The sequence below is a fragment of the Arthrobacter sp. NicSoilB11 genome (genome assembly GCF_019977375.1).
GTDB lineage: Bacteria > Actinomycetota > Actinomycetes > Actinomycetales > Micrococcaceae > Arthrobacter.
Genome location: NZ_AP024657.1, coordinates 1,216,461 through 1,239,019, shown reverse-complemented (window position 1 = coordinate 1,239,019; position 22,559 = coordinate 1,216,461). Strand labels below are relative to the sequence as shown.

At 66.8% G+C, this 22,559-nt stretch carries 24 protein-coding genes; 10 read left to right on the top strand and 14 right to left on the bottom strand.

The genetic code is table 11. The features are described from left to right. Positions 1 to 17: 17 nt before the first annotated feature. Positions 18 to 563 (bottom strand): gluconokinase, encoded by a 546-nt coding sequence (locus tag LDO14_RS05870; protein ID WP_056393373.1) that lies wholly within the window; start codon positions 561 to 563, stop codon positions 18 to 20. Between the two features lie 191 nt (positions 564 to 754). Between LDO14_RS05870 and LDO14_RS05865 the strand changes: the two genes are divergently transcribed. Then, positions 755 to 1,489 carry an FCD domain-containing protein gene (locus tag LDO14_RS05865; RefSeq protein ID WP_026266159.1) on the top strand — a complete coding sequence of 245 codons (735 nt, stop codon included), beginning with the start codon at positions 755 to 757 and terminating at the stop codon, positions 1,487 to 1,489. A gap of 57 nt (positions 1,490 to 1,546) precedes the next feature. On the opposite strand, the gene LDO14_RS05860 is transcribed toward LDO14_RS05865, so the two are convergent. The 6 genes from LDO14_RS05860 to LDO14_RS05835 all read right to left on the bottom strand — a co-directional run bounded on the left by LDO14_RS05860 (position 1,547) and on the right by LDO14_RS05835 (position 5,865). Further along, a complete protein-coding gene (locus tag LDO14_RS05860) occupies positions 1,547 to 2,503 on the bottom strand; it encodes a plastocyanin/azurin family copper-binding protein (protein WP_018771832.1) in 957 nt (318 codons plus the stop codon). Positions 2,504 to 2,942: 439 nt separating this feature from the next. Further along, complete coding sequence (locus tag LDO14_RS05855; protein ID WP_009372930.1) at positions 2,943 to 3,146, bottom strand: cold-shock protein; 204 nt, start codon at positions 3,144 to 3,146, stop codon at positions 2,943 to 2,945. Positions 3,147 to 3,347: 201 nt separating this feature from the next. Continuing rightward, positions 3,348 to 3,695 carry a hypothetical protein gene (locus LDO14_RS05850; protein WP_018770411.1) on the bottom strand — a complete coding sequence of 116 codons (348 nt, stop codon included), beginning with the start codon at positions 3,693 to 3,695 and terminating at the stop codon, positions 3,348 to 3,350. After that, positions 3,682 to 4,092 (bottom strand): hypothetical protein, encoded by a 411-nt coding sequence (locus LDO14_RS05845; protein ID WP_056393368.1) that lies wholly within the window; start codon positions 4,090 to 4,092, stop codon positions 3,682 to 3,684. Before LDO14_RS05845 ends, LDO14_RS05850 begins: the two co-directional genes overlap by 14 nt. Next, complete coding sequence (locus LDO14_RS05840) at positions 4,089 to 5,315, bottom strand: Nramp family divalent metal transporter (protein ID WP_223994384.1); 1,227 nt, start codon at positions 5,313 to 5,315, stop codon at positions 4,089 to 4,091. The genes LDO14_RS05845 and LDO14_RS05840 overlap by 4 nt, the downstream gene beginning before the upstream one ends. 10 nt (positions 5,316 to 5,325) lie before the next feature. Beyond that, entirely contained in the window at positions 5,326 to 5,865 is a 540-nt protein-coding gene (locus LDO14_RS05835) for a hypothetical protein (protein WP_223994382.1), read from the bottom strand. A 192-nt stretch (positions 5,866 to 6,057) separates the two neighbouring features. On the opposite strand from LDO14_RS05835, the gene LDO14_RS05830 reads away from it, so the two are divergent. The 4 genes from LDO14_RS05830 to LDO14_RS05815 all read left to right on the top strand — a co-directional run bounded on the left by LDO14_RS05830 (position 6,058) and on the right by LDO14_RS05815 (position 9,521). Then, positions 6,058 to 6,459: a TfoX/Sxy family protein gene (locus LDO14_RS05830; RefSeq protein WP_223994380.1), complete on the top strand. Its 402-nt coding sequence runs from the start codon at positions 6,058 to 6,060 to the stop codon at positions 6,457 to 6,459. Between the two features lie 2 nt (positions 6,460 to 6,461). Further along, positions 6,462 to 7,727, top strand: a complete 1,266-nt coding sequence (locus tag LDO14_RS05825) for an NAD(P)/FAD-dependent oxidoreductase (RefSeq protein ID WP_223994378.1) — start codon at positions 6,462 to 6,464, stop codon at positions 7,725 to 7,727. A gap of 24 nt (positions 7,728 to 7,751) precedes the next feature. Next, the gene (locus tag LDO14_RS05820) at positions 7,752 to 8,516 is read left to right on the top strand and encodes an alpha/beta hydrolase (protein WP_134164604.1); all 765 of its coding nucleotides are present in this window, start codon (positions 7,752 to 7,754) and stop codon (positions 8,514 to 8,516) included. Positions 8,517 to 8,618: 102 nt separating this feature from the next. Next, positions 8,619 to 9,521, top strand: coding sequence for an SRPBCC family protein (locus LDO14_RS05815; RefSeq protein ID WP_223994376.1), 903 nt, complete (start codon positions 8,619 to 8,621; stop codon positions 9,519 to 9,521). Between the two features lie 95 nt (positions 9,522 to 9,616). Here the strand turns inward: LDO14_RS05815 and LDO14_RS05810 are convergent, their stop codons facing one another. Next, a complete protein-coding gene (locus LDO14_RS05810; RefSeq protein WP_056393356.1) occupies positions 9,617 to 10,324 on the bottom strand; it encodes a hypothetical protein in 708 nt (235 codons plus the stop codon). Positions 10,325 to 10,762: 438 nt separating this feature from the next. On the opposite strand from LDO14_RS05810, the gene LDO14_RS05805 reads away from it, so the two are divergent. From LDO14_RS05805 to LDO14_RS05795, 3 genes are all read left to right on the top strand, one after another. After that, a complete protein-coding gene (locus LDO14_RS05805; RefSeq protein ID WP_223994374.1) occupies positions 10,763 to 11,323 on the top strand; it encodes a hypothetical protein in 561 nt (186 codons plus the stop codon). A 13-nt stretch (positions 11,324 to 11,336) separates the two neighbouring features. Next, the gene (locus LDO14_RS05800) at positions 11,337 to 11,663 is read left to right on the top strand and encodes a hypothetical protein (RefSeq protein WP_134164607.1); all 327 of its coding nucleotides are present in this window, start codon (positions 11,337 to 11,339) and stop codon (positions 11,661 to 11,663) included. A 134-nt stretch (positions 11,664 to 11,797) separates the two neighbouring features. After that, the gene (locus LDO14_RS05795) at positions 11,798 to 12,484 is read left to right on the top strand and encodes a response regulator transcription factor (protein ID WP_018770421.1); all 687 of its coding nucleotides are present in this window, start codon (positions 11,798 to 11,800) and stop codon (positions 12,482 to 12,484) included. A 15-nt stretch (positions 12,485 to 12,499) separates the two neighbouring features. Here LDO14_RS05795 and LDO14_RS05790 read toward each other — a convergent pair whose 3' ends face one another. The 5 genes from LDO14_RS05790 to LDO14_RS05770 all read right to left on the bottom strand — a co-directional run bounded on the left by LDO14_RS05790 (position 12,500) and on the right by LDO14_RS05770 (position 19,572). Continuing rightward, positions 12,500 to 14,179, bottom strand: a complete 1,680-nt coding sequence (locus LDO14_RS05790; RefSeq protein WP_223994372.1) for a GAF domain-containing protein — start codon at positions 14,177 to 14,179, stop codon at positions 12,500 to 12,502. A gap of 123 nt (positions 14,180 to 14,302) precedes the next feature. Then, positions 14,303 to 17,026 carry a magnesium-translocating P-type ATPase gene (mgtA, locus tag LDO14_RS05785; protein ID WP_223994370.1) on the bottom strand — a complete coding sequence of 908 codons (2,724 nt, stop codon included), beginning with the start codon at positions 17,024 to 17,026 and terminating at the stop codon, positions 14,303 to 14,305. Positions 17,027 to 17,182: 156 nt separating this feature from the next. After that, positions 17,183 to 17,869 (bottom strand): class I SAM-dependent methyltransferase, encoded by a 687-nt coding sequence (locus LDO14_RS05780; protein WP_223994368.1) that lies wholly within the window; start codon positions 17,867 to 17,869, stop codon positions 17,183 to 17,185. A gap of 88 nt (positions 17,870 to 17,957) precedes the next feature. Then, positions 17,958 to 18,806, bottom strand: a complete 849-nt coding sequence (locus LDO14_RS05775) for an alpha/beta fold hydrolase (protein WP_223994365.1) — start codon at positions 18,804 to 18,806, stop codon at positions 17,958 to 17,960. A 361-nt stretch (positions 18,807 to 19,167) separates the two neighbouring features. Next, a complete protein-coding gene (locus LDO14_RS05770) occupies positions 19,168 to 19,572 on the bottom strand; it encodes a GerMN domain-containing protein (protein WP_056393347.1) in 405 nt (134 codons plus the stop codon). On the opposite strand from LDO14_RS05770, the gene LDO14_RS05765 reads away from it, so the two are divergent. Continuing rightward, positions 19,556 to 19,894: a hypothetical protein gene (locus LDO14_RS05765; RefSeq protein ID WP_223994356.1), complete on the top strand. Its 339-nt coding sequence runs from the start codon at positions 19,556 to 19,558 to the stop codon at positions 19,892 to 19,894. The two genes, LDO14_RS05770 and LDO14_RS05765, sit on opposite strands and share 17 nt — an antisense overlap. An 88-nt stretch (positions 19,895 to 19,982) precedes the next feature. Here LDO14_RS05765 and LDO14_RS05760 read toward each other — a convergent pair whose 3' ends face one another. Then, positions 19,983 to 20,765, bottom strand: coding sequence for an SDR family oxidoreductase (locus tag LDO14_RS05760; protein WP_018770428.1), 783 nt, complete (start codon positions 20,763 to 20,765; stop codon positions 19,983 to 19,985). Between the two features lie 202 nt (positions 20,766 to 20,967). Between LDO14_RS05760 and LDO14_RS05755 the strand changes: the two genes are divergently transcribed. Next, on the top strand, positions 20,968 to 22,557 hold the full coding sequence (locus LDO14_RS05755; protein WP_223994354.1) for an alkaline phosphatase D family protein: 1,590 nt from the start codon (positions 20,968 to 20,970) through the stop codon (positions 22,555 to 22,557). Positions 22,558 to 22,559 lie beyond the last annotated feature (2 nt).

Genomic DNA, 22,559 nt, shown 5'->3' with positions numbered 1-22,559 from the left:
GGTTGGGGACTACGGGGTCAGGACGCTTTGGGCGCCTGGCCGGCGGGGAGGTTCAGGGCCCGGACGACGGCGGCGACCAGCTCTTCGGGTGAGTGCGAGATATCGAGGCGGAGGCTGCCGGCGTCGAGCTCTTCCTGGCTGAGCGGTTCTAGGGTGGCCAGCTGGCTGGGCAGCAGGGCGGGCGGCATGAAGTGGCCCACCCGGCCCTGCATCCGCTGGCTGATCAGGTCCGCGCCGCCGTCGAGGTGGAGGAAGATGACACGGCCTTCGGCGCCGGCGAGCAGCTCCCGGTAGCCGCGCTTGAGCGCGGAGCAGGTGAGGACGGTGCTCTTGCCGGCGGCGGCCTGCGCGGTCATCCAGCTGCGGATCTCATCGAGCCAGGGCCAGCGGTCCTCGTCCTGGAGCGGAATCCCCTGGCTCATCTTGGTGATGTTCGCTTCTGGATGGAACTCATCTGCTTCGGCGCAGGCCCATCCCAGCTGCTGGGACAGGGCGGCCGCCAGGGTGGATTTGCCGGAACCGGCAACGCCCATGACCACCAGGTGCGTGGCTGGATACTGCATGTCATACCTCCGGAGAAGACGTCTTTGGCTTTCGAAGAAGCTCGCTGCGGGTCCGGTGTTCATCGGACCAAGCGATAAGGTATCACCTTTTTCAGCAATAGATACTATCTATTCGTGTCACAAGTCATACCTTTGGCGGTTAGGGGCTATTCTTGAGGGGCGCACCGGCGCGTAAGGGAACGGGGAAAAGAATGTCGACGGCGACAGTCCAGGACGGCGATGAAGTGCACGACGGCGGGCCTGCCCCAGCCACGCAGGGCCGGGTTATTGAGGCAGTGGGGGTAGCCATAGCCTCCGGGAAGCTGGCCCCGGGCACCCGCCTCACCCTTGAAGGGCTGCAGCACGACTACGGCATCTCCCGGACCGTTGCCCGGGACACCATGAAGGTCCTGGAATCGATGAACCTGGTCTATTCGCGGCGTCGCGTGGGCATCGTGGTGCAGGAACCTTCCCTGTGGAATGTGTTTGACCCCAACCTGGTGCGCTGGCGGCTGGCCTCGGACCGGCGGGACCTGCAGTACAGCAGCCTGACCGAGCTGCGCATCGCCGTCGAACCCATCGCGGCCGCTGGGGCGGCACGCCGGGCCAGCGCAGCAGAACGTGCCCAGCTCGTGGCCCTGGCCGCTGACCTCCGCAAGCTGGGCGAGGCTGGTGATCTTCAGGCCTTCCTGGCCGCCGACATCGCCTTCCACCAGCTGCTGCTGCGAAGCTGCGGCAATGAAATGTTCCGTGCGCTGGAAGGAATGATCGCAGAGGTCCTGACCAGCCGGACCCGGCAGGGGCTCATGCCGTTCAAGCCGAGGAACGAGGCGCTGAAGGCGCACGAGGACGTGGCCTCAGCCGTGGCCGGCGGTGACACGGCGGAGGCTGAACGGGCCATGCACCACATCCTCGATGAGGTGCGGGAGGCCATGGGGCTGCACTGACCCGGAAAACGCAGGTCCGGCCGGGGCAACCGCCCCGGCCGGACCGTGTAGCCGGCGTTAGTCGACCACTCTCACCTTGCCCACCATGCCCATGTAGTCATGGAGTGCGCAGATGTACTCGAACGTTCCTTCGGACTTGAACGTTACTTCGAATGTGCCGCCACCGGGCGGGATGATGCCCGAACTAAGGTCGCCGCCGGTGAAATGCTCCGGGTCGCCGGACGGGGCGAAAATGTTCGCCGGTTCAGTGCCGAAGGTGACCGTGTGGGGTGCGCCCATGCCGTCATTGACGAACTCCACCGTCTCGCCCACGTGCACCGTCACGGTGGGCCGCACGAACCGCATGACCATGGCCACGCCGTCGTCACCGCCTGCCATCACCTTGTGGTTGGATGCCTCCTGTGCCAGGGATGCGTCCAGTTGGTGCCCGTCCCGGAGGATGGCCCGCTCCTGCGCCCGTGATGCCTTGTCGTAGTCAGCCTGGCTGTACGGGTAGTCGGTGCCCCGGTCGCGCACGTGCACGGTCCCCTTCATCATCGTGCCGTGGACCAGGCAGTAGTAGGTGAAGTTTCCTTCCCGGGGGAAGGACAGGGTGTAACTCCTCGCATCCGGGAAGCCAGGGACGTCCACGTTGGCCAGGATGCCGGAGTTGTAGTACGACTTTCCGTCGTAATAATCCTTTCCGCGCTTCTGCAGCTCATCGTCGCTGAACGGATTGAACGGCTGCAGCGACTGGCCTGCCGCCAGGAACGTCACGGTATGTATTTCTGCGGAGTTTGCCTGCCAGGTGATGGTGTCCCGCTCATTGATGTAGATCTCTGAGGGAAGGAAGGCCATCCCCTGGATCTCCTGGTCGCTGGACTCAGAGCCCACCTGTACCTGCCAGGTCCGGTGGCCCCCTCCGTCGGCTGACGCGGGGCCGGCTGCAGCCAGGGAGGCGAGCAATGCGACAGCGAATGCCACAATCAATGCCAGCTTGTTGGATCTCGGTTTGATTCCCCGATAGTGCTTCATGGCGATGCTTTCTTGAACGGCGATCTGTTAAATGCCGATTTGCAGCTGCGGCCGATTCAAACCCATTGCATGACTGGCCCAACCGGCCACTGTTTTTTCGGAGTGAAGGTGCCGGCTGCCGATGCCGGGGAGCGCGGGCAGCCAGTGCCGGCCGGTGATCGGGGCCGGATATGCACCACCCCAACTGGTGCCGCGCAGGTTCAATTCTCTTCCCAGCCAAGGCGCTGGTTCCGCACGTCAGAGGCGTGCGCAGTACAAGAGTGCTCCTGCAATTCACATTTGTCGAGACGGTTCTTCCAAGGAAGATGCCCGCCCAACGCTCAGCCCTGGGCAAGGCCCAACCCGGGGAACTGGCACACATGGGTTAAACAGAAAGCAGGGCCTGCCGATAAACGGCAGGCCCTGCTTGGAAACCTAACGGTCCCGGAACTCTAAGGAATTAGAGAGCCTGGATGTTGGTGGCCTGGGGACCCTTGGGGCCCTGCTCGGTGTCGAAGGAAACCTTCTGGTTCTCTTCGAGGGAGCGGAAGCCGTTGGAGTTGATCGCGGAGTAGTGCGCGAAAACGTCCTGCGAGGAGTCGTCCGGGGAAATGAAGCCGAAGCCCTTTTCAGCGTTAAACCATTTGACGGTACCAGTAGCCATTATTTTTGTCCTTCGTGAAGGTGGAGGGAAAATCCCGACTTTCGGGCCCTCCGGCGTGGGGTGTTCAAAAACCGCTACTTCAGAAGAACACGGACTTTCGACCGCGCGTACTGCCTGAACTACCAACTGCATAAACACAACAACAGTCTCAACACTACAGGAGTTTCGGCCCACACCTAATCCCGCACCGGTTGGGCGTCGCTAAACCTGGCCGCCGCCTTCCAACGCCGTGCTGTAGCGGGTGTATCCCGGCCGGAGCCGGACTGAGTGCGGCCCCACCATCGATATGTCCTCCCACAGCACCAGGAACGAGCCGCGGTGCCGCCACCGGAGGATCCGGGCCAGCAGCCAGGGCCGGGTGAGGCCGTTCCGCTCGTAGCCCAGGAACGATGCGACACTGTGCGGGCTGACCACCAGCCCCAGCAGCCGCGGCTCCGCCATCAGCTGGTGCGGGGCTCCGTCCAGCACGAAACGGGCGTCGGCAACGCGGCCCAGCCGTCCGCCGTCGGCATCGTGGACCGGTGTGCCCAGCAGGTCACCGAGGATCATGGCGGCCTCCCGGTATCCGCGCAATGATCTTGTCCCGCACCCACCGTTCCACCCAGCTGGCGTCCAGCGGCTCCCCGCTCACGCCAAGGCGCACCACCACACCCACTTCCGCCACGTCCTTCCACGGGATGCGGATTAGCCGGGACGACGGCGGCCTGCCGCCAAAGATCCGCGTGCCCAGGACCGCGCCGGTCAGCAGGGCGGTGATGGCCGGCGGTGCCGTCCCCGCCGGAATCTCCACGTCCAAATCAGGCCCGCCCACCTCAAGGTCGTCCACGGTGGTGACCGGGACGCCGTCGTGGTCCAGGACCTGCCGGTCCATGAGGTGCAGTTGCGCGTCCAGGATGCGGCCGCTTACGCGCGGAACCGGCGGCAAAGGACCGGATGGCGATGTCATGAGCCTGCTCCTGTCACAATCATGAGCGGGATGGCGGCAAGCGAGGCCACCAGGATGATCACCAGGTAAACCATTCCCAGCACGTTCACGGCCCTCCCGTTCACATGCTCGCCCATGTACTGGGGATCATTGGCCACGATGAGGACCGGCAGGTACGTGAGCGGCAGGGCGATGGCGGAGAACACCACCGAGTATTCGGTCACCAGCACCGGGTCCACGCCGGTGGCCAGGACGGCCATGCCCGCCAGGAGGCACACCATCATCGACAGGTGGAACCGCGCGGCCTCCGCCGGCCGGCGGAACTTCCCCCAGGACCAGCCAAAAAACTGGGCCAGGGTGTATCCGGACGAGAGGGTGGTCTCCAGGGCGGCGCCGAACGTGGCGGCCACAATGCCCACCAGCACAAACGCCAGCCCGACCTTCCCGGCACCCTCCGCCACGGGCAGGACCACCTGGGACAGCGACGTCACCGAAATACCGGCGGGCAGGAGGACGACGGCGGCGCACCCGGCGATCGCCACGGACAGCAGGCCGCCCAGCGGGAAGCCGACCAGGACGTTGGTGCGCTCCTGCAGCAGGTCCTTCACGGTCCAGCCTTCCTCGACGGCCCCGGAGGAGAAGAAGAAGACCTCATAGGGGGTCATGGCAGCGCCGAACAGCGCGATCGCGTAGTAGCTGTAGGTCCATACCGTTTCCTGCTCCGGCACGGCCGGCGCCAGCTGCCCGGCGAGCGCACCCCAGTCCGGCTTGAGCAGGAACAGCGCCACCGCAAAGACAATCAGCGTCAGCCCCAGCAGGCCCGTGACGTTTTCCATGATGGAGAACCGCACCCGCCAGATCACCAGCCACACTGCCACCGCGGCCACGGGAATCCACAACAGGTAATACACACTGCTGGCCAATTGCAGGGCCAGGGCCACGCCGCCGATCTCCGCCGTGACCGTCATGAGGTTGATTAGGAACGACGCCGAGAGGTTGGCCAGCCCGGCCCGGGGCCCCAGGCGTTCGCGGATCACTTCGAACGTGGCGCGGCCGGATGCGGCCGCCACCCGGCCGGACATGTTGGCGAAGAGGCAGATGCCCAGTACGCCGACGGCCACCACCCACACCAGCGACAGGCCGAAGCGGGAACCGACAACGGCGTTGGTCACCAGGTCCCCGATGTCCACGAACCCGCCGATGGCGGTGAGGATCCCGAGCGCGACGCCGAGGAGCCGCTTCACGGTTCCGCCCTCATTGTGACCCCACCTTGCCTTCGAGCTGCTTCAGGGCGTCCTGCGCGTCCGCGAGCGCCTTGTCACCGTCCGCGAGGGAGGGGGCGCCGCCGTCGTTCCCTGCCAGGGCGGCGCGCGCCACGGCGAACCCCGCGGCGCAGTGGTCCAGCACGTCCAGTGCCTGCTTCTGGCTTTCGCGGTCCTCCTGCGTTGCCGGCGAGAGGTTGAGGACGGTGTTCCGGCTCCCCTGGACTTCTTTTAGCTCATCGTCGAGGGCGGTGGAGGTGGCGGCGCGGGTCAGCTTGCCGTCCATATCCTGCCGGAGCGCGATCCGGGCTGTGGCCACCGCGGAGGAGCTGTCCTTCACGGCGGTGGCCACCGACTGGCTGGTGCCGCCGCTGCAGCCGGTGAGGAGGGCGAGCGCGGCGAGGGCAACGAACGCGAGCCGGGGTGCGGTGGCGGGACGGTTGGCCGGGCGGCACCGGCTTCCTGCAGCCGGGGCGGAGGCCGGCGTGTTCAGCACCGTTGCCTCCAGCCCCCGGGACAATCCCGGATCCATGCGACCTGGCGGGGCAGCCACAAAATAGTTGCCTTGAGCTATATATAGCACTCCGCCGGGAAGTTTGACCTGCTCAGGACGGGATTTATTGCCGGCTGGGCGCATGCATCCCGGACCCTCGACCCCGCCTCCGAATAGGCATATCCTGCATCCAGATCCTGCGGATACACCCTGCCACCGGGAGATGAAGCCATGGAGATGCCCAAAGCCACCGAGGAAGAAAAAGAGCGGTTCCGGCGCGTGGTTCCCGACCATCCGGGGGTGGTGGTGAAGCCGATGTTCGGCAACCTTGGCGCGTTCGTCAACGGCAACATGTTCGCCGGGCTGTTCGGTTCCACCATCGGCGTGAAGCTCTCCCCGAAGGACAAGGAGGTGCTGGAGTCGTCCGAGCGGACCGTGCCGTTCGGGCCGGCCGAGCGGCCCATGGGCGGATACACCGGGCTGCCGGAAATGTGGAATGAAGAGGGCGACGGCGATGACACCCGGGCGCGGGCCTGGGCCGGGAAGGCGCTGGACTACGTCGCGTCCCTGCCGCCCAAAGAGCCCAAGGAACCTAAAGCCCGTGCGTCCAGGACCTCAAAGGCGGCGCAGTAGCCATGTCCGCCCCCGCGGTTTCCCGCCATGAGACCAACACGGTGGTAGTGGGCGCCGGACAGGCAGGCCTGGCCACGAGCTACTGGCTGTCGCAGCGCGGCGTGGAACACCGGATCCTGGAGCAGCGGCCCGCCCTGGGCGGCGCCTGGCAGGATCGGTGGGATTCCTTCTACCTGAACACCCCCAACTTTTCAGTCTCCCTGCCGGGGAAGCCCTACGACGGACCGGAACCGGACGGGTTCATCGCCCGGGACGCCACCATCGACTTCTTCCGCCGCTACGCCCGGGACATCCATGCCCCGGTGGAGCTGGACACGACGGTGACCCGGATCGCCCCGGCGGATGCCGGGTTCACCCTCGAAACGGACCGGGGCACGTGGGCCGCCCGGAACGTGGTGCTGGCCAGCGGCGCCTTCCAGCGCCCACGGACCCCGCCTGCCGCCGTCGGCCTCTCCCCCGAAGTCCTGCAGCTGCACAGCCACGACTACCGCAACCCCGCCCAGCTCCCGCAAGGTGCGGTGCTGGTGGTGGGCACCGGGCAATCGGGCGGCCAGATCACCGAGGACCTGCTGGACGCCGGCCGCACTGTGCACCTGTCCGTGTCCAGCTGCCCGGAGGCGCCCCGGCGGTACCGGGGGCAGGACATCTTCCACTGGATCGTGGAGGTGAACGTCCACGGCCCGGAGTACGGCATCAACGCGCTCCAGGTGGACGGGCTGCCCTCCCCCGCCGGACGCTTCATGTGCAATCCGCTGCTGTCCGGCAACGACGGCGGCCACAGCGTGCACCTGCGCGAACTGGGCCGCCGCGGCGTCCGGCTGCACGGCCGGTTCGAGGGAATCGACGACGGCGTCCTCGTCTTCACCGACGACCTCGCCGAGCGCCTGGCACTGGTTGAGGCAGGGTTCGGGCAGCGGCTGGGACGGCTGTCCGATGCGTACATCAAGGCTGCCGGGATCGACGCTCCGGCGGCGGACGTGGCGGAGGAAGACCACTGGCTGCCCGCAGAGCCAGGCGCCCGGCTGGACCTTAAGGCGGAAGGGATCACCTCCATCATCTGGTGCACGGGCTACGCGCTGGACTTCAGCATGCTGGACCTTCCCCTCCTGGACGAATGGAACTACCCGCGCCACACGAAAGGCGTGACGGAGCACCCGGGCCTGTACGCCGTCGGGCTCCCCTGGCTCACGCGCCATATCTCCGCCACCCTCGTGGGGGCGGGCCCGGACGCCGAGTACGTGACCGGACATCTGGCAGCGCGCCGCTGACCGGCGCCGGCGAAAGACAATGCCATGGAACCGCTCCGCGTGATCCTGCTTCCCGGCAGCGTCCTTCCCGCCGGCCCCGCCTACGGCGCGCTGCTGCAGGTCCTGGGACCCGGAGTGGACGCCATCGCCAAGGACCTGGAGCTCTACGCCGGGGATGCCCCGCCGCCGGGATGGAGCTTGGATACAGAGGGGGACGGCGTGCTCCGCGAGGCCGACGCCCATGGCTGGGACACCTTCCACCTGGTGGGGTATTCCGGCGGCGGGGCTGCCGCGTTGGCCCTTGCCGCCTCACATCCCGGACGGCTCCGCAGCCTGGCGCTGCTTGAGCCGGCCTGGGCGGGAAACTGGGACTGGAGCCCTGCCCACACCGAACTGTGGCAGCGTTACGGCCAGTTGTCCGCCCTGCCGCAGGACGAGTTCATGCCGGCCTTCATGAGGCTGCAGGTAAAGCCCGACGCCGTCCTGCCGGCACCGCCGCCCGGCCCGCCGCCGCCGTGGATGGCCAAGCGGCCGGCAGGCATCAACGCCTTCCTCCAGGCGTTCAACACCTATAACCTGGACCGCGGCCGCCTTGCCTCCTTCACGAAACCTGTGCTGTTTATGCTGGGCGGCATGAGCAGTCCGGACGAGCAGGGCGACAACGCCGCCCGGCTGGCCCGCGTCTTTTCCGATTACCGGCTGGAAGTCTTCCCGGGCCGCCACCATTTCGACCCCCCGCACCGGGCTGAGCCGCAGAGGGTCGCCGCACTGCTGCGTGGGCACTGGACCCGGGCGGAGGCGGCCTCCTAGCTGCAGACGGGGACCTTTTCCCCTGTTTCTGCCCTCCCCCAGGGACTGCACTGGAGAGACAAGTGCAGGGCACCCCGGCGCTTGCCGAAAAGGAGATGGAAAATGACCAGGAACGTTATTTGGAGCATTAGGATCCAGGCCCCCGTGGACAGGGTGTTCTCCTTCCTGAGCAACCCCGCGAACTGGATGAAGGCCTTCCCCGGGGACAGCGACGTCACCCAGCTGGACATCAAACCCGAGGGCAACGGCACCTCGGCGCGCTGGTCCGCCAAGATGTGGGGCCTGCCCATGCACGTGACCCACGAGTACCGGGAAGTGGTTCCGGACAAGCGCATCGTTTCCGGAACGTCCGTGGGGCCCACCCTCACCTTCACGCTGGAGCCGGTGGATGACGGAACCGAACTGACGGTCGAGGAGAGCCTGGACATCCCGGCGCCCGTGGTCCGGGTGCCGGCCCAGGCCCTGTTTGCGCGATGGACGGAGGCCGACATCAAGGGTATGGCGGCAAACGTCAAAAGCCTGGTGGAAACAGGGATGAAGACGACCCCCGAAAGCGAGGCAAAATTCACCCAGAACCTGACGTGGTCCGGGTCTGTCATCATCGATGCCCCGCTGCCGGCGGTCTTCGAACTGGTCCGCGACCCAAGGGTCTGGCTGGGCCCGGATGTGCAGATCACGGATTTGAAGACCACCCCCGAGGGCGTGGGAACCACCTTCCAGGCGGCCTGGAAAGTCCTTGGCATCCCGCTGAAGACAACGCACGAGTACACCGAGTTCACCCGGAATGAGCACTTCACTTCCAAGGCCGCCCTTGGCCCGGTGTTCACGGTGGAAGTGGCCCCGGCCAACGGCTGGACCCGGCTCAGCATGCGATCGGACGTGGTTCCGCGGAACATGGCGGAAGCGGCAGTTGACGCCCTGGTCATGAAGATGGGCGAGCGCGGCCAGACCGAACTCCTGGCCAGCATCAAGGCGACGGCGGAAGCCCAGGCCGGGGCACGGTAGCCCGACCAGGGAACGGCGCTGACCGGCAGGTGCGAACCGGCGGGGGCTAGGGCGGCAGGTCCGCCAGCACCTGCCGCTTCGTTTGCCTGGGCCCCTTAGCCTGCCCGGGGCCCGGGGCCGTGCGTCTTCTGCCGTCCGTCGCGGTGGGCGACGTAGGCGTAGACCATCAGCGTGATTCCCGCCAGGATCATGATGGCCGGGAAGGCGAAGTCCAGGGAAATGAACACCACCGTGGCCTGGAGCGCAAAGATCAAACCCATGACCGTCAGGACCGCCGCGGGGATCAGCGGCCAACTCATCCTTTCGCTGGGGTGGTCGGCAGCGTGCCCGGAGCTACGGACCGGGACCAGGGAGAGCGCGCCGAAGGTGGCTGCCAGGCCCAGGAACAGGACGGCCGCGGTCGGCATGCCCTGCAGTTCCTGCGGGAGTGCCACGATGACAGCAAGCGTCAACATGACGCCCGCCGGGATCAGGGCCCACCAGTTGGTGCGCTCGCGGAGGAACACGGCGGCGAACCCGCCACCCATGAAGAGGAAGAGGAAAGATGCACCCCATGCGCCGTTGGTGAGCTGCGTGGTGGTGATGACCGCTGCCAGGCCCAGGAACACGGACCCGGGGATGGCCGCCCACCAGTTCTCCCGGCGCTGGACGAACAGGGACAGGAACAAAACCCCTATGGCCGCGAAGATCAGCGGTGCGACAAAAGCTGCCGTGTCCATGACGCCGAGCCGGTCCAGCAGTAAGAGCCCACCCAGCCCAATAAGGACAAGGCCTGCAATGATGCTTGCGTTCGCCGATTTCACCGTGTGCCTCCCGGATCCGGCAGGCGGCCTTACGCCGCCCTGCTGATTTCAGGCTAGGGCCGGCCCCGCAACCGGAAACAGGGCACAAAGCCCCCGCCTTCCATGGGAACCAAACCTCCAAACCTTCCACGCGGGAATCCGTACCCGTCCTCCCCCATGACGGGACTTTCAGCCCTACAGCGGGAGCCCAGACCCTTGGCATCCTTGTAGGGGCGCCGTCCGGATCCTCAGGTTTGCGAGGCCGGAGTGGCTTTCCCCCTGACGCCCCTCCCCTGAGACCCAGTTCCCTTGCACACAGTTCACTTGCACACAGTTCACTTGCACACAGTTCACTTGCACACACTTCCCTTGCCGCTGAGGCATTCCCGCAGTGTCACCGCAGATGATCCCCCCCTGCAGGCACATGCTGCAAGCTCGCTGCACTTTGAAAGGACCAGCATGCCTGACATCCGCACGCTCCGTCCCGCCCTGAAAGCGCCACTGGAGCCCGCGCGGCTGTCGCGGGAGGACGCCTCCCGCCGTCGGGCGATGCTCCTGCATCCTGCCAATTTCAAACCCTCAACATCCCCGGGCAGCGAAGCCGGCGGGAGGGCCGGGGAGCTCAGCAGCAGGTTCGAATGCCTTCATGCGGACCTGGTGGGACGCGGTTTGGCGGAGAAGGATGCACGGACGGAAGTGGCCCGGATTGCGGCCCGGGAGGTTTGGGACGGGTTTGCCGCCCAGCTGCGCCGTCACCGGGCCGCGGGCCGGCAGCTGGACGCAAACGTGCTTGCTGTCGCACTGGCATCAATGCAGGGCATGACGCTCGCGCTGCTCCGGCACCAGGGCGACCTGGGATACGCCATCCGTGCCGTGTCCACCGCCCTCCGCCGCCTCCGCTACAACGGTGGCCTGCTGGAGCGCCTGCACCCGCATGGCAGCCCGGCCTTCACTGACGCAACCATCACCCTCCAGTCATTGGAGGCGTTTCTCGCCCGCCCGCAAACCAAAGCTGCCTGATCAGGGAGGCACCGTGGCAACTTCTGAAGAGTACAGGGCCGTGTACGGTCAGGAAGCGCCTGGCGGCCAGGCCCCAGCGGAAATTGGCGATGGCGGGTGCAACGTCATTTTCAAGGACAACGGTGCCGTCGTGGGACGCTGGAGTTCCTGGGAGAAAGCCAGCGTGGCACTCAACCGGCTGCAAAAGCTTTCGGGCTGGCTCGAGTACCGGCTGGAGGAATCGCACCGGTGGGTCAGGGCAAAGGGGGCCGGAGACACCATGAGGTGCTCTGGCTGCAGCGCCCTTCGCCAACTTCAGGAGGCAGCCGGGCCATTGGCTCCCCGTGGCTTCGGCTGGTGACGAATCAGGAACGGACTTTTGGCCCTGCTGGCACAGCAGAGGGACGCGAAATGATTGAACGAGGATCCTTCCGACCGGGGCGGCTGCATCAGACGGGCAGCCGGGGAGGGCGTCGAATCAATGAGAGCGTCGTCATGGAAACACCCGCAGAACCCCGGGATGTCTTTCAGTCCCCAGCCGGGACCGCCCGGATCTTCATCCTCAATGACCATGAACTGGTGCGGCGGGGCCTGAAGGACCTGCTCGAAAATGATGGGTTCACGATTGCCGGCGAGAGCGGATCGGCCGCAGAGGCCCGGCGCCTGATCCCCAGCCTGAAACCCGATATCGCTGTGTTGGACGACAGGCTGCCGGACGGAACCGGGATCGAGGTCTGCCGCGACCTCCGCGCCACGGCCCCAGGGGTCCGATGCCTGATCCTGACCGGCTGGGACGAACAGCATGCCGTGCGGGCGGCGGTGCTGGCGGGCGCGTCCGGGTACGTCCTCAAGCAGGTGAGCAACAGCAAGGATCTGGTGGACAGCATCCGCTGTGCCGCCGCCGGCGCATCACTGTTCCGGCCGGAGGTCCGGGAAAGGGTTGCCGAAAGCCTGTACGCAGCCGCCTCTGCCTCCTGGCTGCAAGGCCTCACAGGGAGGGAGCGGAACGTGCTTGCCTTCATGGCCCGCGGCCTGACAAACCGGCAGATCGGGCAGGAGCTGGTGCTCCCCGAAGATGCGGTGGTTGGCACCGTGTCCTCGGTACTGCAGAAGTTGGGATTCCGGCGCCGCAGCCCGTTGATCCCGGCTCCCATCCCGCGCGCGTGGGAAATGCTGTCCTGAGAGGGCACGCCGCCGTCAGGCCGGAAGGGGCACCCGCCAGGTCACGCTGGTGCCTTGGCCGGGGGCGCTCTCAATGGTGCAGGTCCCGCCCAGCCGGCTGGCCCGGCTCTTCATGTTGTTCAGTCCGCTGATCCGGCCGGGATCGGCAAATCCGCAGCCATGGTCCTGGACGGTGAGGACCACGTCGCCGTCCTGAACGGCGAGGAGGACGTAAATTTCTTCAGAGCCCGAGTGCCGCACGGCGTTGCTGACGCTTTCAGACAGCACCGGCAACAATTGTTCGGCCACGTCCTCGTCCACGATGTCATCCACCGGGCCCGAGAGCTGGATCCTTGGCAGGAAGCCACCGGCGTTGGCTGCTTCCTGCACGGCGCGCAGGACGCGGCCGCTGAGGAGTTCCCGGTCGGGTTTCCTGGCCTGCAGTGAGTAGATCGTGTCGCGGAGCTGGTGGATGCAGTCATCCAGTTCAGTGGTGATATCGGCGATGCGGCGCTCATGGGCAACGGTGTCGGAGGTGTAGCGGCGCAGGCCCTGGATGCTCAACCCGGCTGCGAACAGCCGCTGGATGACCAGGTCGTGCAGGTCCGCCGCAATCCGCTCGCGGTCGATGAACAACGCGTGCTCTTCCCGCAGCTGGTTTGCCTTGAGCAGGTCCAGCGTCAGGCCGATCCGCGAGGCAAACACGGCGCTCTGCTCAACATCCACGTCCGTGTAGCGGCTTCCACCGGTCCCCCGGGCCAGGATGAGCACACTGTCCCGGTGTCCGTCACTGTTGCTTCCCAGGGCGGCAACCAGGACCGGCCCGAGCTTCTCTGCCAGCTCATGGTCGAATACCAGGGACGGGTCTGCCAGCGCCCTGGACTCCCCGCTTTCCAGGACTTCGGATAACACGTCAGAGGCTGGCAATTCCTGGCCGCCAGGCATCGATTGCACGCCCACCGATGTACGGCACCTGACGGTTCCGTCCCCGCCCGCGGATGCGATTACCCCCAGGACCGAAGCGGAGGCCTTAACGGCCCGTTCCGCGATCATGTCCAGGTTTTCGGTATCCGAGCGTGGCCGGTCCTTCAGGCAGTCACTGACCTCCATGCCCGCCTCAAGCCATTTTTGGCGCCGCTTGCTGTCATCGAACAACTTGGCGTTTTGGATGGCCACGCCGGCAGCAGAAGCCAGGGCTACAGCCAGGTCTTCGTCTTCACCCGAAAAATCCTGCCCGCCGATTTTTTCCGTCAGGTACAGGTTCCCGAAGACCTCGTCCCGGACACGGACCGGAACACCCAGGAACGTGCTCATCGGCGGGTGGTTGGCGGGGAAACCGACGGCAATGGGAAGTTCGCCGAGATCGTGGAGCCGCAGTGGTTTGGGTTCGCGGATCAGTTCGCCAAGCACTCCGTGGCCGGTTGGAAGGTCACCGATGAGGCGGGCTCCCTCGTCATCAATGCCTACGGTGATGAAGTGGCTGAGCTGCTGGTCATCACCGATGACGCCCAGAGCCCCGTAGCGCGCTCCCACCAGTTCGCAAGCAGACTGCACCACCCGGTCAAGCACCGCTTCCAGGCTGAGGTCTTCGGTCAGGGACACCACTGCACCGAGCAGGCCTTCAACGTGTTCCTGTGCCCGGACAAGGTCATCAGCCCGTTCTACGAACTCCCGCAGAAGTTCCCGGGTCCGCCGCCTGATCGGTTCACGCCACATGAGAGTACACCCCAAAGTTCGAACAGCATGATCCAAGGCGGCCTTCATCACCCTGCTTTGAACATCTCAGCGAAAGCCCCAGCTTCTCTCTCCTCCATGCTAACCCCGGCGTCGCCACAAGGGTTATGGGTTACGGACAGATCTCTCCTGCCGCGCCTTGCGCCGCCCAAGCCTGGGCACGCCTGAGGGGACCGCGGGCTTGGGGACCTTGACCGGGATGCTGTACCTGGAGGCCCTGCGGGCGATGTGGTGCGTGGCGTGCCGGCGCTTGACGGGAGGTGGCGGGGCGGGCAGCTGCTGGGCGCTGCGGGCAAAGAACCATCGTTTGGTCAGTTCCACCAGGACCAGATACACCACCACCATGCCCATCAGGGCCAGGAAGAACGGGACAGGCAGCGGGTCGAAGCCGAGCAGGCCGGCCAACGGCGAGAGCGGCAGGAAGATTCCCAGCGCCACCACGCCGAGCGACGCGGCAATCAGGCCGGCTGACGGCCGGCTGCGCAGGAAGGGAACACGCCGTGTGCGGATGGCGAAGATGATCAGCGTCTGGGTGGCGATGGATTCGATGAACCAGCCGGCCCGGAACTCCCCCGGCACAGCGGTGAACACGAACAGCATCAGAGCGAAGGTGGCGAAGTCGAACAGCGAACTGATGGGCCCGAAGAGAAGCATGAACCGCCGGATGAAGGCGATGTCCCAGTGGGACGGCGCCCGCAGCTGCTCCTTGTCCACCCGGTCCCCCGGAATAGCCAGCTGCCCGGAGTCATACAGCAGGTTGTTCAGCAGGATCTGGCCCGGCAGCATGGGCAGGAAGCTCAGTACCACGGAGGCTGCTGCCGCGCTGAACATGTTGCCGAAGTTGCTGGACGTGCCCATCAGCACGTACTTGATGGTGTTGGCGAAGATCCGCCGCCCCTCCATCACGCCGTCCGCCAGCACTCCCAGGTCCTTGTCCAGGAGGACGACGTCGGCCGCGTCCTTGGCAACGTCCGTTGCCGTGTCGACGGAGATGCCGATGTCCGCCTTGTGCAGTGCCAGGGCATCGTTCACGCCATCGCCCATGAAGCCCACGGAGCCGCCGCTGAGGCGCAGCAGGCCGATGATGCGCGCTTTCTGTTCGGGCGAGACGCGCGCAAAGATGGTGGCTGTCCGCGCGGCGGCGGCAAGGTCGGCGTCGGACATCTGCTCAACCTGGGCACCGGTGAGGGTGCCGCCGGAGATCACGTCCAGGTCGGCACAGACTTTCTCCGCCACCTTGGCGTTGTCCCCGGTGGCAATCTTTACCGAAATACCCAGGGCCTCCAGCAGGTCCAGGGACTGCCTGGCGTTGGTTTTGGGCCGGTCCAGGAAAACGAGGAACCCGGCCAGCGTCAGCCCATGCTCATCAGCCGGGGCCAGCTCCACCAGGTCTGCAGCCGGACGGGTTGCCACGGCGACCACCCGGGAGCCGGCGTCGAACTGCTCGTCCAACAGCGCCTGCACCGCGGGTGGGGTTGGCCCGCACAAGGCAAGGACGTCCTCGGGGGCGCCCTTGGTCACCAGGCGGGCGGGGCCGCCGTCTTCACGGACCAGCGCGGTGGTGCGGCGGCGCTGGTGATCGAAGCCGATCATGTCCAGGCGCTGATGACGCTTCGGTTCAAAGGCGGCGGCGCCGGGGCTGTCCCAGAGGGCGGCGTCCAGCGGGTTCTGCCCTGCCGGGGCAGCATTTCCTTCCGAGTAGTCGGCCTCCGTGGCGAGCAGGCCCAAAGTGAGCAGGTCATCTTCGGAAACGTCCTGCGTCACCGGAAGCGCGCTGGTGAAACTGATCCGCCCCTCCGTCAGGGTGCCGGTCTTGTCCGTGACCAGGATGTCCATGTCCCCCAGGTCCTCGATGCACACCAGCCGCTTGACCAGCACTTTCCGCTTGGCCAGCTGCCGGGTACCGGTGGCCAGGGACGTGCTCACCACGGCGGGAAGCAGCTGCGGGGTGATGCCTACGGCGATTGCCAGCGAGAACAGCAGGGATTCAATGAGCGGGCGTTGCAGCAACAGGTTGGCCACGAAAATCAGCGTGGTGAGCACCATCGCCACCTGCAGCAGCAGGAACGAAAAGCGCCTGAGTCCCAGCTGGAACTCGGTTTGCGGCTGCCTCTCCCCCAGGCCCAGCGCGATGCGGCCGAACTCAGCCCGGCCACCGGTGGCCACCACAACCCCGGTGCAGCTGCCGGACTGGATCACCGTGCCCATGAACACGCAGGAGGCGAGGTCGCCCAGTGCCGCGCCTGCGGCCACGGGAGCGGGGTCCTTGGCGGCGGGCTGGGACTCGCCCGTGAGGATGCTTTCATCGCAGAGCAGGTTGTTGGTGGCGAGGAGCCGGATGTCGGCGGGGATGATGGCACCCAAGGAGAGATGGACGACGTCGCCCGGCACCAAGGCGGTAACGTCCACTTCCCTGGTGGTCCCGCCCCGAAGGACCACGGCGCGGTGGGTGACACGGTCGTGCAGCGCCTCGGACGCCCGCTCCGCGCGGAATTCGTTGGTGAAGCCAAGGCCCACGCTGACCAGCAGGATCACGCCGATGACGATCGAGTTGGTTGCGTCACCCAGGAACAGGGACAGCCCGGCGGTGACCAGCAAAAGGATGAGGATGGGGCTGGCGAACTGCCGGCCCAGCACGGCCCAGGCGTTGGCGCGGTGCGTGCGGACGGCATTGGGGCCAAGGCTGCCAAAGCGGGCGGCGGCTTCCTCCTCCGGCAGGCCGTCCGGGCCGGAGGCCAGGCGCGCAAGCGTCTGTCCGGATGTCAGGCTCGCGGCGTCAGTGATCGGCAGCTGGAGGGAGCTCCGCTCCCGGACATTGAGCTCTGTCATGCCGCATCCGTTCGGACGTTTTGCTTTCGTGGCGTTAGCTTAGGGCAAGGGTACGACGGCGTGGCCTCGCCAAGGGCCCAAGGTCGAGGTTGGCCAGGCGGACCGGGGCGTTCAGACGCTCAATGACATATCAGTGCGGCGCGCCAGCGGGGCGCGTCAGCCCGGCGGTCCGGGGCTGGTGGCCGTGCCCAGGATGTGGGCAAGCGGAGGGTTCAGCCGCTGCACGGCGAAGCCGAAGCGCTGGTTGTCCTGGATCGTGAAGCCTGCTGCGGTGATGGCGGCGAGGGTGTCCCGGTTGAGGTGGCATCCGCCCATGAACCGGCCCCAAAGCGGAGTCAGGAGGTCTTCTGCCCTGGCCAGGACCGGGTGCCGGGACCGGACATGCTCGTAGTAGGCCAGTGTTCCGCCGGGGCGCAGGACGCGGCGGATCTCCGCAAGCACAGCGGCCTGGTCCTTGACGCTGCAGAGAACCAGGCTGGCCACCACGGCGTCGGCGCTGCCGGTTTCTGCCGGGATGTTCTCTGCTGCGGCGGCAACCACCGTTACGGGGACGCTGGCCGTGGCGGCCTGTTTCTGCGCCAGGGCCCGGAGGTAGTCATCGGGTTCCAGGGCCAGGACGCGGGTGACGGCGGGATGGTACAGGGGGAAGGATGAGCCGGCCCCGGCCCCGGCCCCGATTTCGATGACTGATCCATGCAGGCCGGCCAGGGCGCGGCGGCGGTGGTCGGCTGCCCCGCGGCGGTCCATGCAACCCACGGCCCGGGCAAATGCCCGGGCAAAGAATGGATGCTGCAGCAGGCCCGGCCCCACCCCGCCCTCCGTGCCGCCAGGTGTGCGGTCCATCCGGATACCTCCTTGGGACTGTCTGGCTCTCATCATGGCACGGCGCGTGGGTGCCGGGGCCGGGCGCGGCTGGTAAAGGCGGTCCGGGCTACAGGCAGCTGGGCTGGTACGCGGGGTCCGCCGGGCCGGAGGCCTGGCCCAGCGCGTTTGCCACAAACTGGTGCACCACGGGATCGTTGGGTGTCTGGTCGTGTTCGAAGACATCGGCAGGACATTTGTCCTGGATGGTGATGTTGGTGACCTGCCTGGCCGGTCCCGCCAGGAACTGGCTGTTGTAGGGAATCACCACTTCGTCATAAACGGTGGAGATCACGGTGTACGACGGGCCGGCGACGGTATCGCCCTTGGCGTTGAGTTCCTGCATGAACGCCGACCCGGCCTGCTGGTCCGCGCATGCTGCGCAGCCCAGGGTGGTGTAGGCGGGATCCGGGACGGCATCCGGCGGCGGCACGATCAGGCCCTGGGTGCCGTGGTTGGAAGGCGCAATTCCCACCAGGTGGTGGACGTACTTGGCGCCGCCCAGCAGGTGCATGTAGTAGCGCGGCATCATGCCGCCCTGGCTGTGGCCCACCAGGTCCACTTTCAGCGCACCCGTGGCGGCGCGGACGGCATCAACGAACGGGGCGAGTTCCTTCGCGGAGTCGGCCACCGGCGCGGTTGCGTAGACGCCGTTGGTCTCGCCGTAATTGAGGGCGAAGACGCAGTATCCGGCGCTCTTGAGGTAGGGCGAAAGCGTGGACCAGTTTTTCGCCATGCTTTCGAAGGTTCCGGGCACCAGGACCACGGGGTACGGGTGTTCGGCGGAGGGCTTGCAGGACCAGTCGTTGGCGCCCGGCGGCGCGATGTCCAGGGTGTCGGCCTGGGCGGGAGTCGCGGAGAGCGAGCCTGCCAGGACGGCGGCTGCGGCGACGGACAGGGCGCGTTTCAGCAGTGACATATAAACCTCTTTGTTCGCGTGTCAGCAGGGGTTCCGCGGCCCCAGGTGCCAGCGGCGGTGTGCCTGCCGGTGCCCGGGGTGCGGTCCTAGAAATGCTAGGCAGCCTGGACCCGCAGGTGGACCCGCCTGCACGAACGTGCGGGGAATTGGTCCGCGTCCGGCCCACCGCAACCCGGCCGGCCCCAGCACGCCGGGATATTCATTGTTACTGGTGAGTAGCTATTAAGCGCGGCCGAAACCCCCATGGCCTTTGGAGCCGGAACCGTTCCGACAGCACCGCCCCAACTGCACGAATGTGCAGATGGCGTGAGACTCTCGGCCGGGCGTACAGGTCTGCCGTCGTACGTTCTGCCCAGGATCGCTACTTGAGGCTCAGAACCTCGTCGATGGGACGGCCGTTGACGAACACCTGCGCGCTGGTGGCACCGGATGCCGTCATGGCCGTGTATTCCAGTTGGGCCTTGGCGCGTGGGATGTCGCACACGCCGCCGAGCATGAACTGCCCGGAAAGCCAGATGGTGATGGTGCTGCCGTTCAACTCGCCACCAAGATAGGTCAGGCTCGACTGGTACAGGACGTTGATGAGGCCGGACAGGCCGATGTCGCGGCTCTTGTTGGCCAGCAGGGTGTTGATGCTGGGGCCCACCTGGTCGGTGAAGCGGACGGGAGCCGTGGTGGTGGCCACCAGGCTGTCACCGCAGCCGATCGCGGGCCCGGAGACGCCGTTGTCACCCACGGCCACGTAGTAGATGGTCAGCGGGGCCACCTGCTCGGGCAGCCCGGTGGGCGTCGGTTCCGCCGTGGGCGGCGGGCTGGCAGGAGCGGACGACGGCGGAGCGGCGGCTGACGTGGTGGGCGCGGCTGAGGTGCTGGCAGGGGCGGTGGGGGTGGCCGATGCGGTGGGGCTCGCCGTCGTGCTTGGGGACGCGCCGCTGGGGCTGGCGCTGCTGGCGGTGGGGCTGGGGGCCGGGGAACTGCTGGAAGGGGCCGGGGCGGGAGGGCCGAAGCACCCCGTAAGGAGCAGCAGGCTGCTGAACCCGAGAATGCTGAGTGCCGAATGCCTGGGCCTGGTCATGACGCCCCCTTGACTGCTCGCCCCGCGGTTGCGGGAACCACTTTCAAGCTACGCCTGAGGGTTAGTCCAGAACAGGGACTAAAGTCCGAGTCCCCGGAGACTCACCACACCGAGTCGCCGCGCAGGACAACATCGCTGCCGCCGTCGACATAGACGATCTGCCCGCAGAGGTGCGTGTTCTCCTCGCTGTTGAGCCAGGCCAGCAGGCGGGCCACCACAATGGGCTCGGCGATGCCGTTCAGCGGCATCGGGACCACTTCCAGCAGCGACCTTCGTTCCTCTTCGGTATCGATCAGGTCCGCCGTCATTGGCGTGGCGATGACGCCCGGCGCCACCGCGTTCAGGGGGATCCCGGTGCCGGCCCACTCTGCCGTTGCGGCCTGGCGGCGGACCCAGCGGGAGAGCGCCAGCTTGGTGGAGGCGTAGATGAGCTGGCCCGTGGTCGCTGGTTCCTTGGCCATGACCTCGGCGCGGGCCATGGCCGCCGGTTCATCCCCGGCGGCCAGGAGTGCAACAAGCTCGCTGTCGCTGGCCAGGAGGGCGGCCATCGATGAGACCGCGACGGCGCGTGGCGCGTCCGACCCCGCCAGAAGGGGCCGGAGCCTTTCCAGCGTTGCCACCGTCCCGAAAAAATTGACGGCCACGGTGGCGGGGGCCGGAACGGCGAGGCCGGCATTGGCGTAGATGGCATCGATCCTGCCGCCGCTGACCTTCCTCACCGCATCCGGCAACGCGTCGCGTCCCTCGGCGGTGGACAGGTCGGCCACCACCTCGGCATCGTGGAGATCCACCCCGATGACGCGTTCGCCGCGCTGCTCAAGCAGTTCCCTGGTGGCTTTGCCAATGCCGGAGGCTGCGCCGGTGACGACGGAGGTGCGGGGCATGATGTCCTCTTTCCCTGGCTTCTTAGGGTTGTGAGCCACTCTGCCTGCGACCCCGCGTCGGGGCCAGAGTCCAAAGGCCCTGCGCCGCATCCCGCTCTGGCTCCAGCGTCGGCGGATCCATCAACAGGTTTTGTCACGCCGTTAACCGGCCATTCATATCCTCCTCGAAACCTGTCCAACAGCTGGAAATAGCGTGGAAGCCATGGACAACATCTCCCGCAGAACGCTCATCTCCGCCGGCATCGGAGCCGGCATCGTCGCCGCACTGCCAAGTGCCGCCGTCGCCGTTTCCACCGCGGACGACGCCGGTCTTCGCACCGATCCCTTCATGCTCGGCATCGCGTCGGGCGAGCCGTGGCCGGACGGCTTCGTCCTGTGGACCCGCCTGGCCGTGAACCCGGTGGCGGAGGACGGGCTGGGCGGCATGCCGTCGCGCCCGGTGGCCGTGCAGTGGGAAGTGGCCGAGGACCAGGGCATGCGGAAGGTGGCGGCCCGCGGCGTGGAGCAGGCACGCACCGAGACCGCGCACTCGGTGCACGTGGAGCTGCGCGGCCTGCAGCCGGGCCGCGAGTACTTCTACCGGTTCCGCACCGGCAAGTACGTCAGCCCCGTGGGCCGCACCCTCACCAGCCCTGCCCTGCACGAGACGCCCGCCGCGCTGGCCATGGCGTTCGCCAGCTGCGCGCAGTATGAGCACGGCTACTTCACCGCGTACCGGCGCCTGGCGGAGGACCACCCGGACCTGGTACTGCACCTGGGCGACTACCTTTATGAATACAAGAAGGGCAGCTACGTGATCGGCGGAGGGAACCCCCGTGACCACGAGGGCCCGGAGACCGTCACGCTGGAGACGTACCGGCAGCGCCACGCCCAGTACAAGGCCGACGCCGACCTGCAGGCAGCGCACGCAGTCGCACCCTGGGCGGTGGTGTGGGATGACCACGAGGTGGACAACAACTGGGCGGACGACGTTCCGGAGAACCAGGACGCCGCCCAGTTGAACGACAGCGTGGAGCACTTCCGGCAGCGCCGCGCCGCAGCCTTCCAGGCCTACTACGAGAACATGCCGCTGCGCCCGTCCTCGCTCCCCGCCGGGCCGGACATGAAGATCTACCGCCGCATCCAGTGGGGCCAGCTGGCCAACTTCCACATGATGGATACACGGCAGTACCGGGACGACCAGCTTGCCGGCGACGGCTGGAAGAAGAACGTCACAGAGCGGCTCGCCGAAAACCGGACCATCACCGGCGCCGAGCAGGAGAAGTGGCTGCTGGACGGATTCAGGAACTCCACGCAGCGGTGGGACATCCTGGGCCAGCAGGTCTTCTTCGCCGAGCGCGACCGGAACAAGGCACCGGAGGTCGACGACGTTTCCATGGACGGCTGGGACGGGTACGCGGCCTCCCGCCGCCGCATCACCCAGGGATGGACCGACGCGAAGGTGCGCAACGCCGTCGTCCTCACCGGCGATGTGCACCGGCACTGGGCCAACGACGTGAAGGTGGACTACAAGGACCCCGCCTCCCCCGTAGTGGGCTCGGAACTGGTGTGCACGTCCATCACCTCCACGGGTGACGGCACGGGCTCCACCACGGACGCCACCATGGCCTGGAACCCGCACCTGAAGTTCTACAACGACAACCGCGGCTATGTGAACACGCGCATCACCAGGGACTCCATGACGGCGGACTTCCGCGTGCTGGACCACGTGACGACGCCGGGCGCACCCGTTGCCACGAAGGCCTCCTTTGAGATCCGCGACGGCGTGCCGGGGCTGCAGGCGCGGGCCTGACG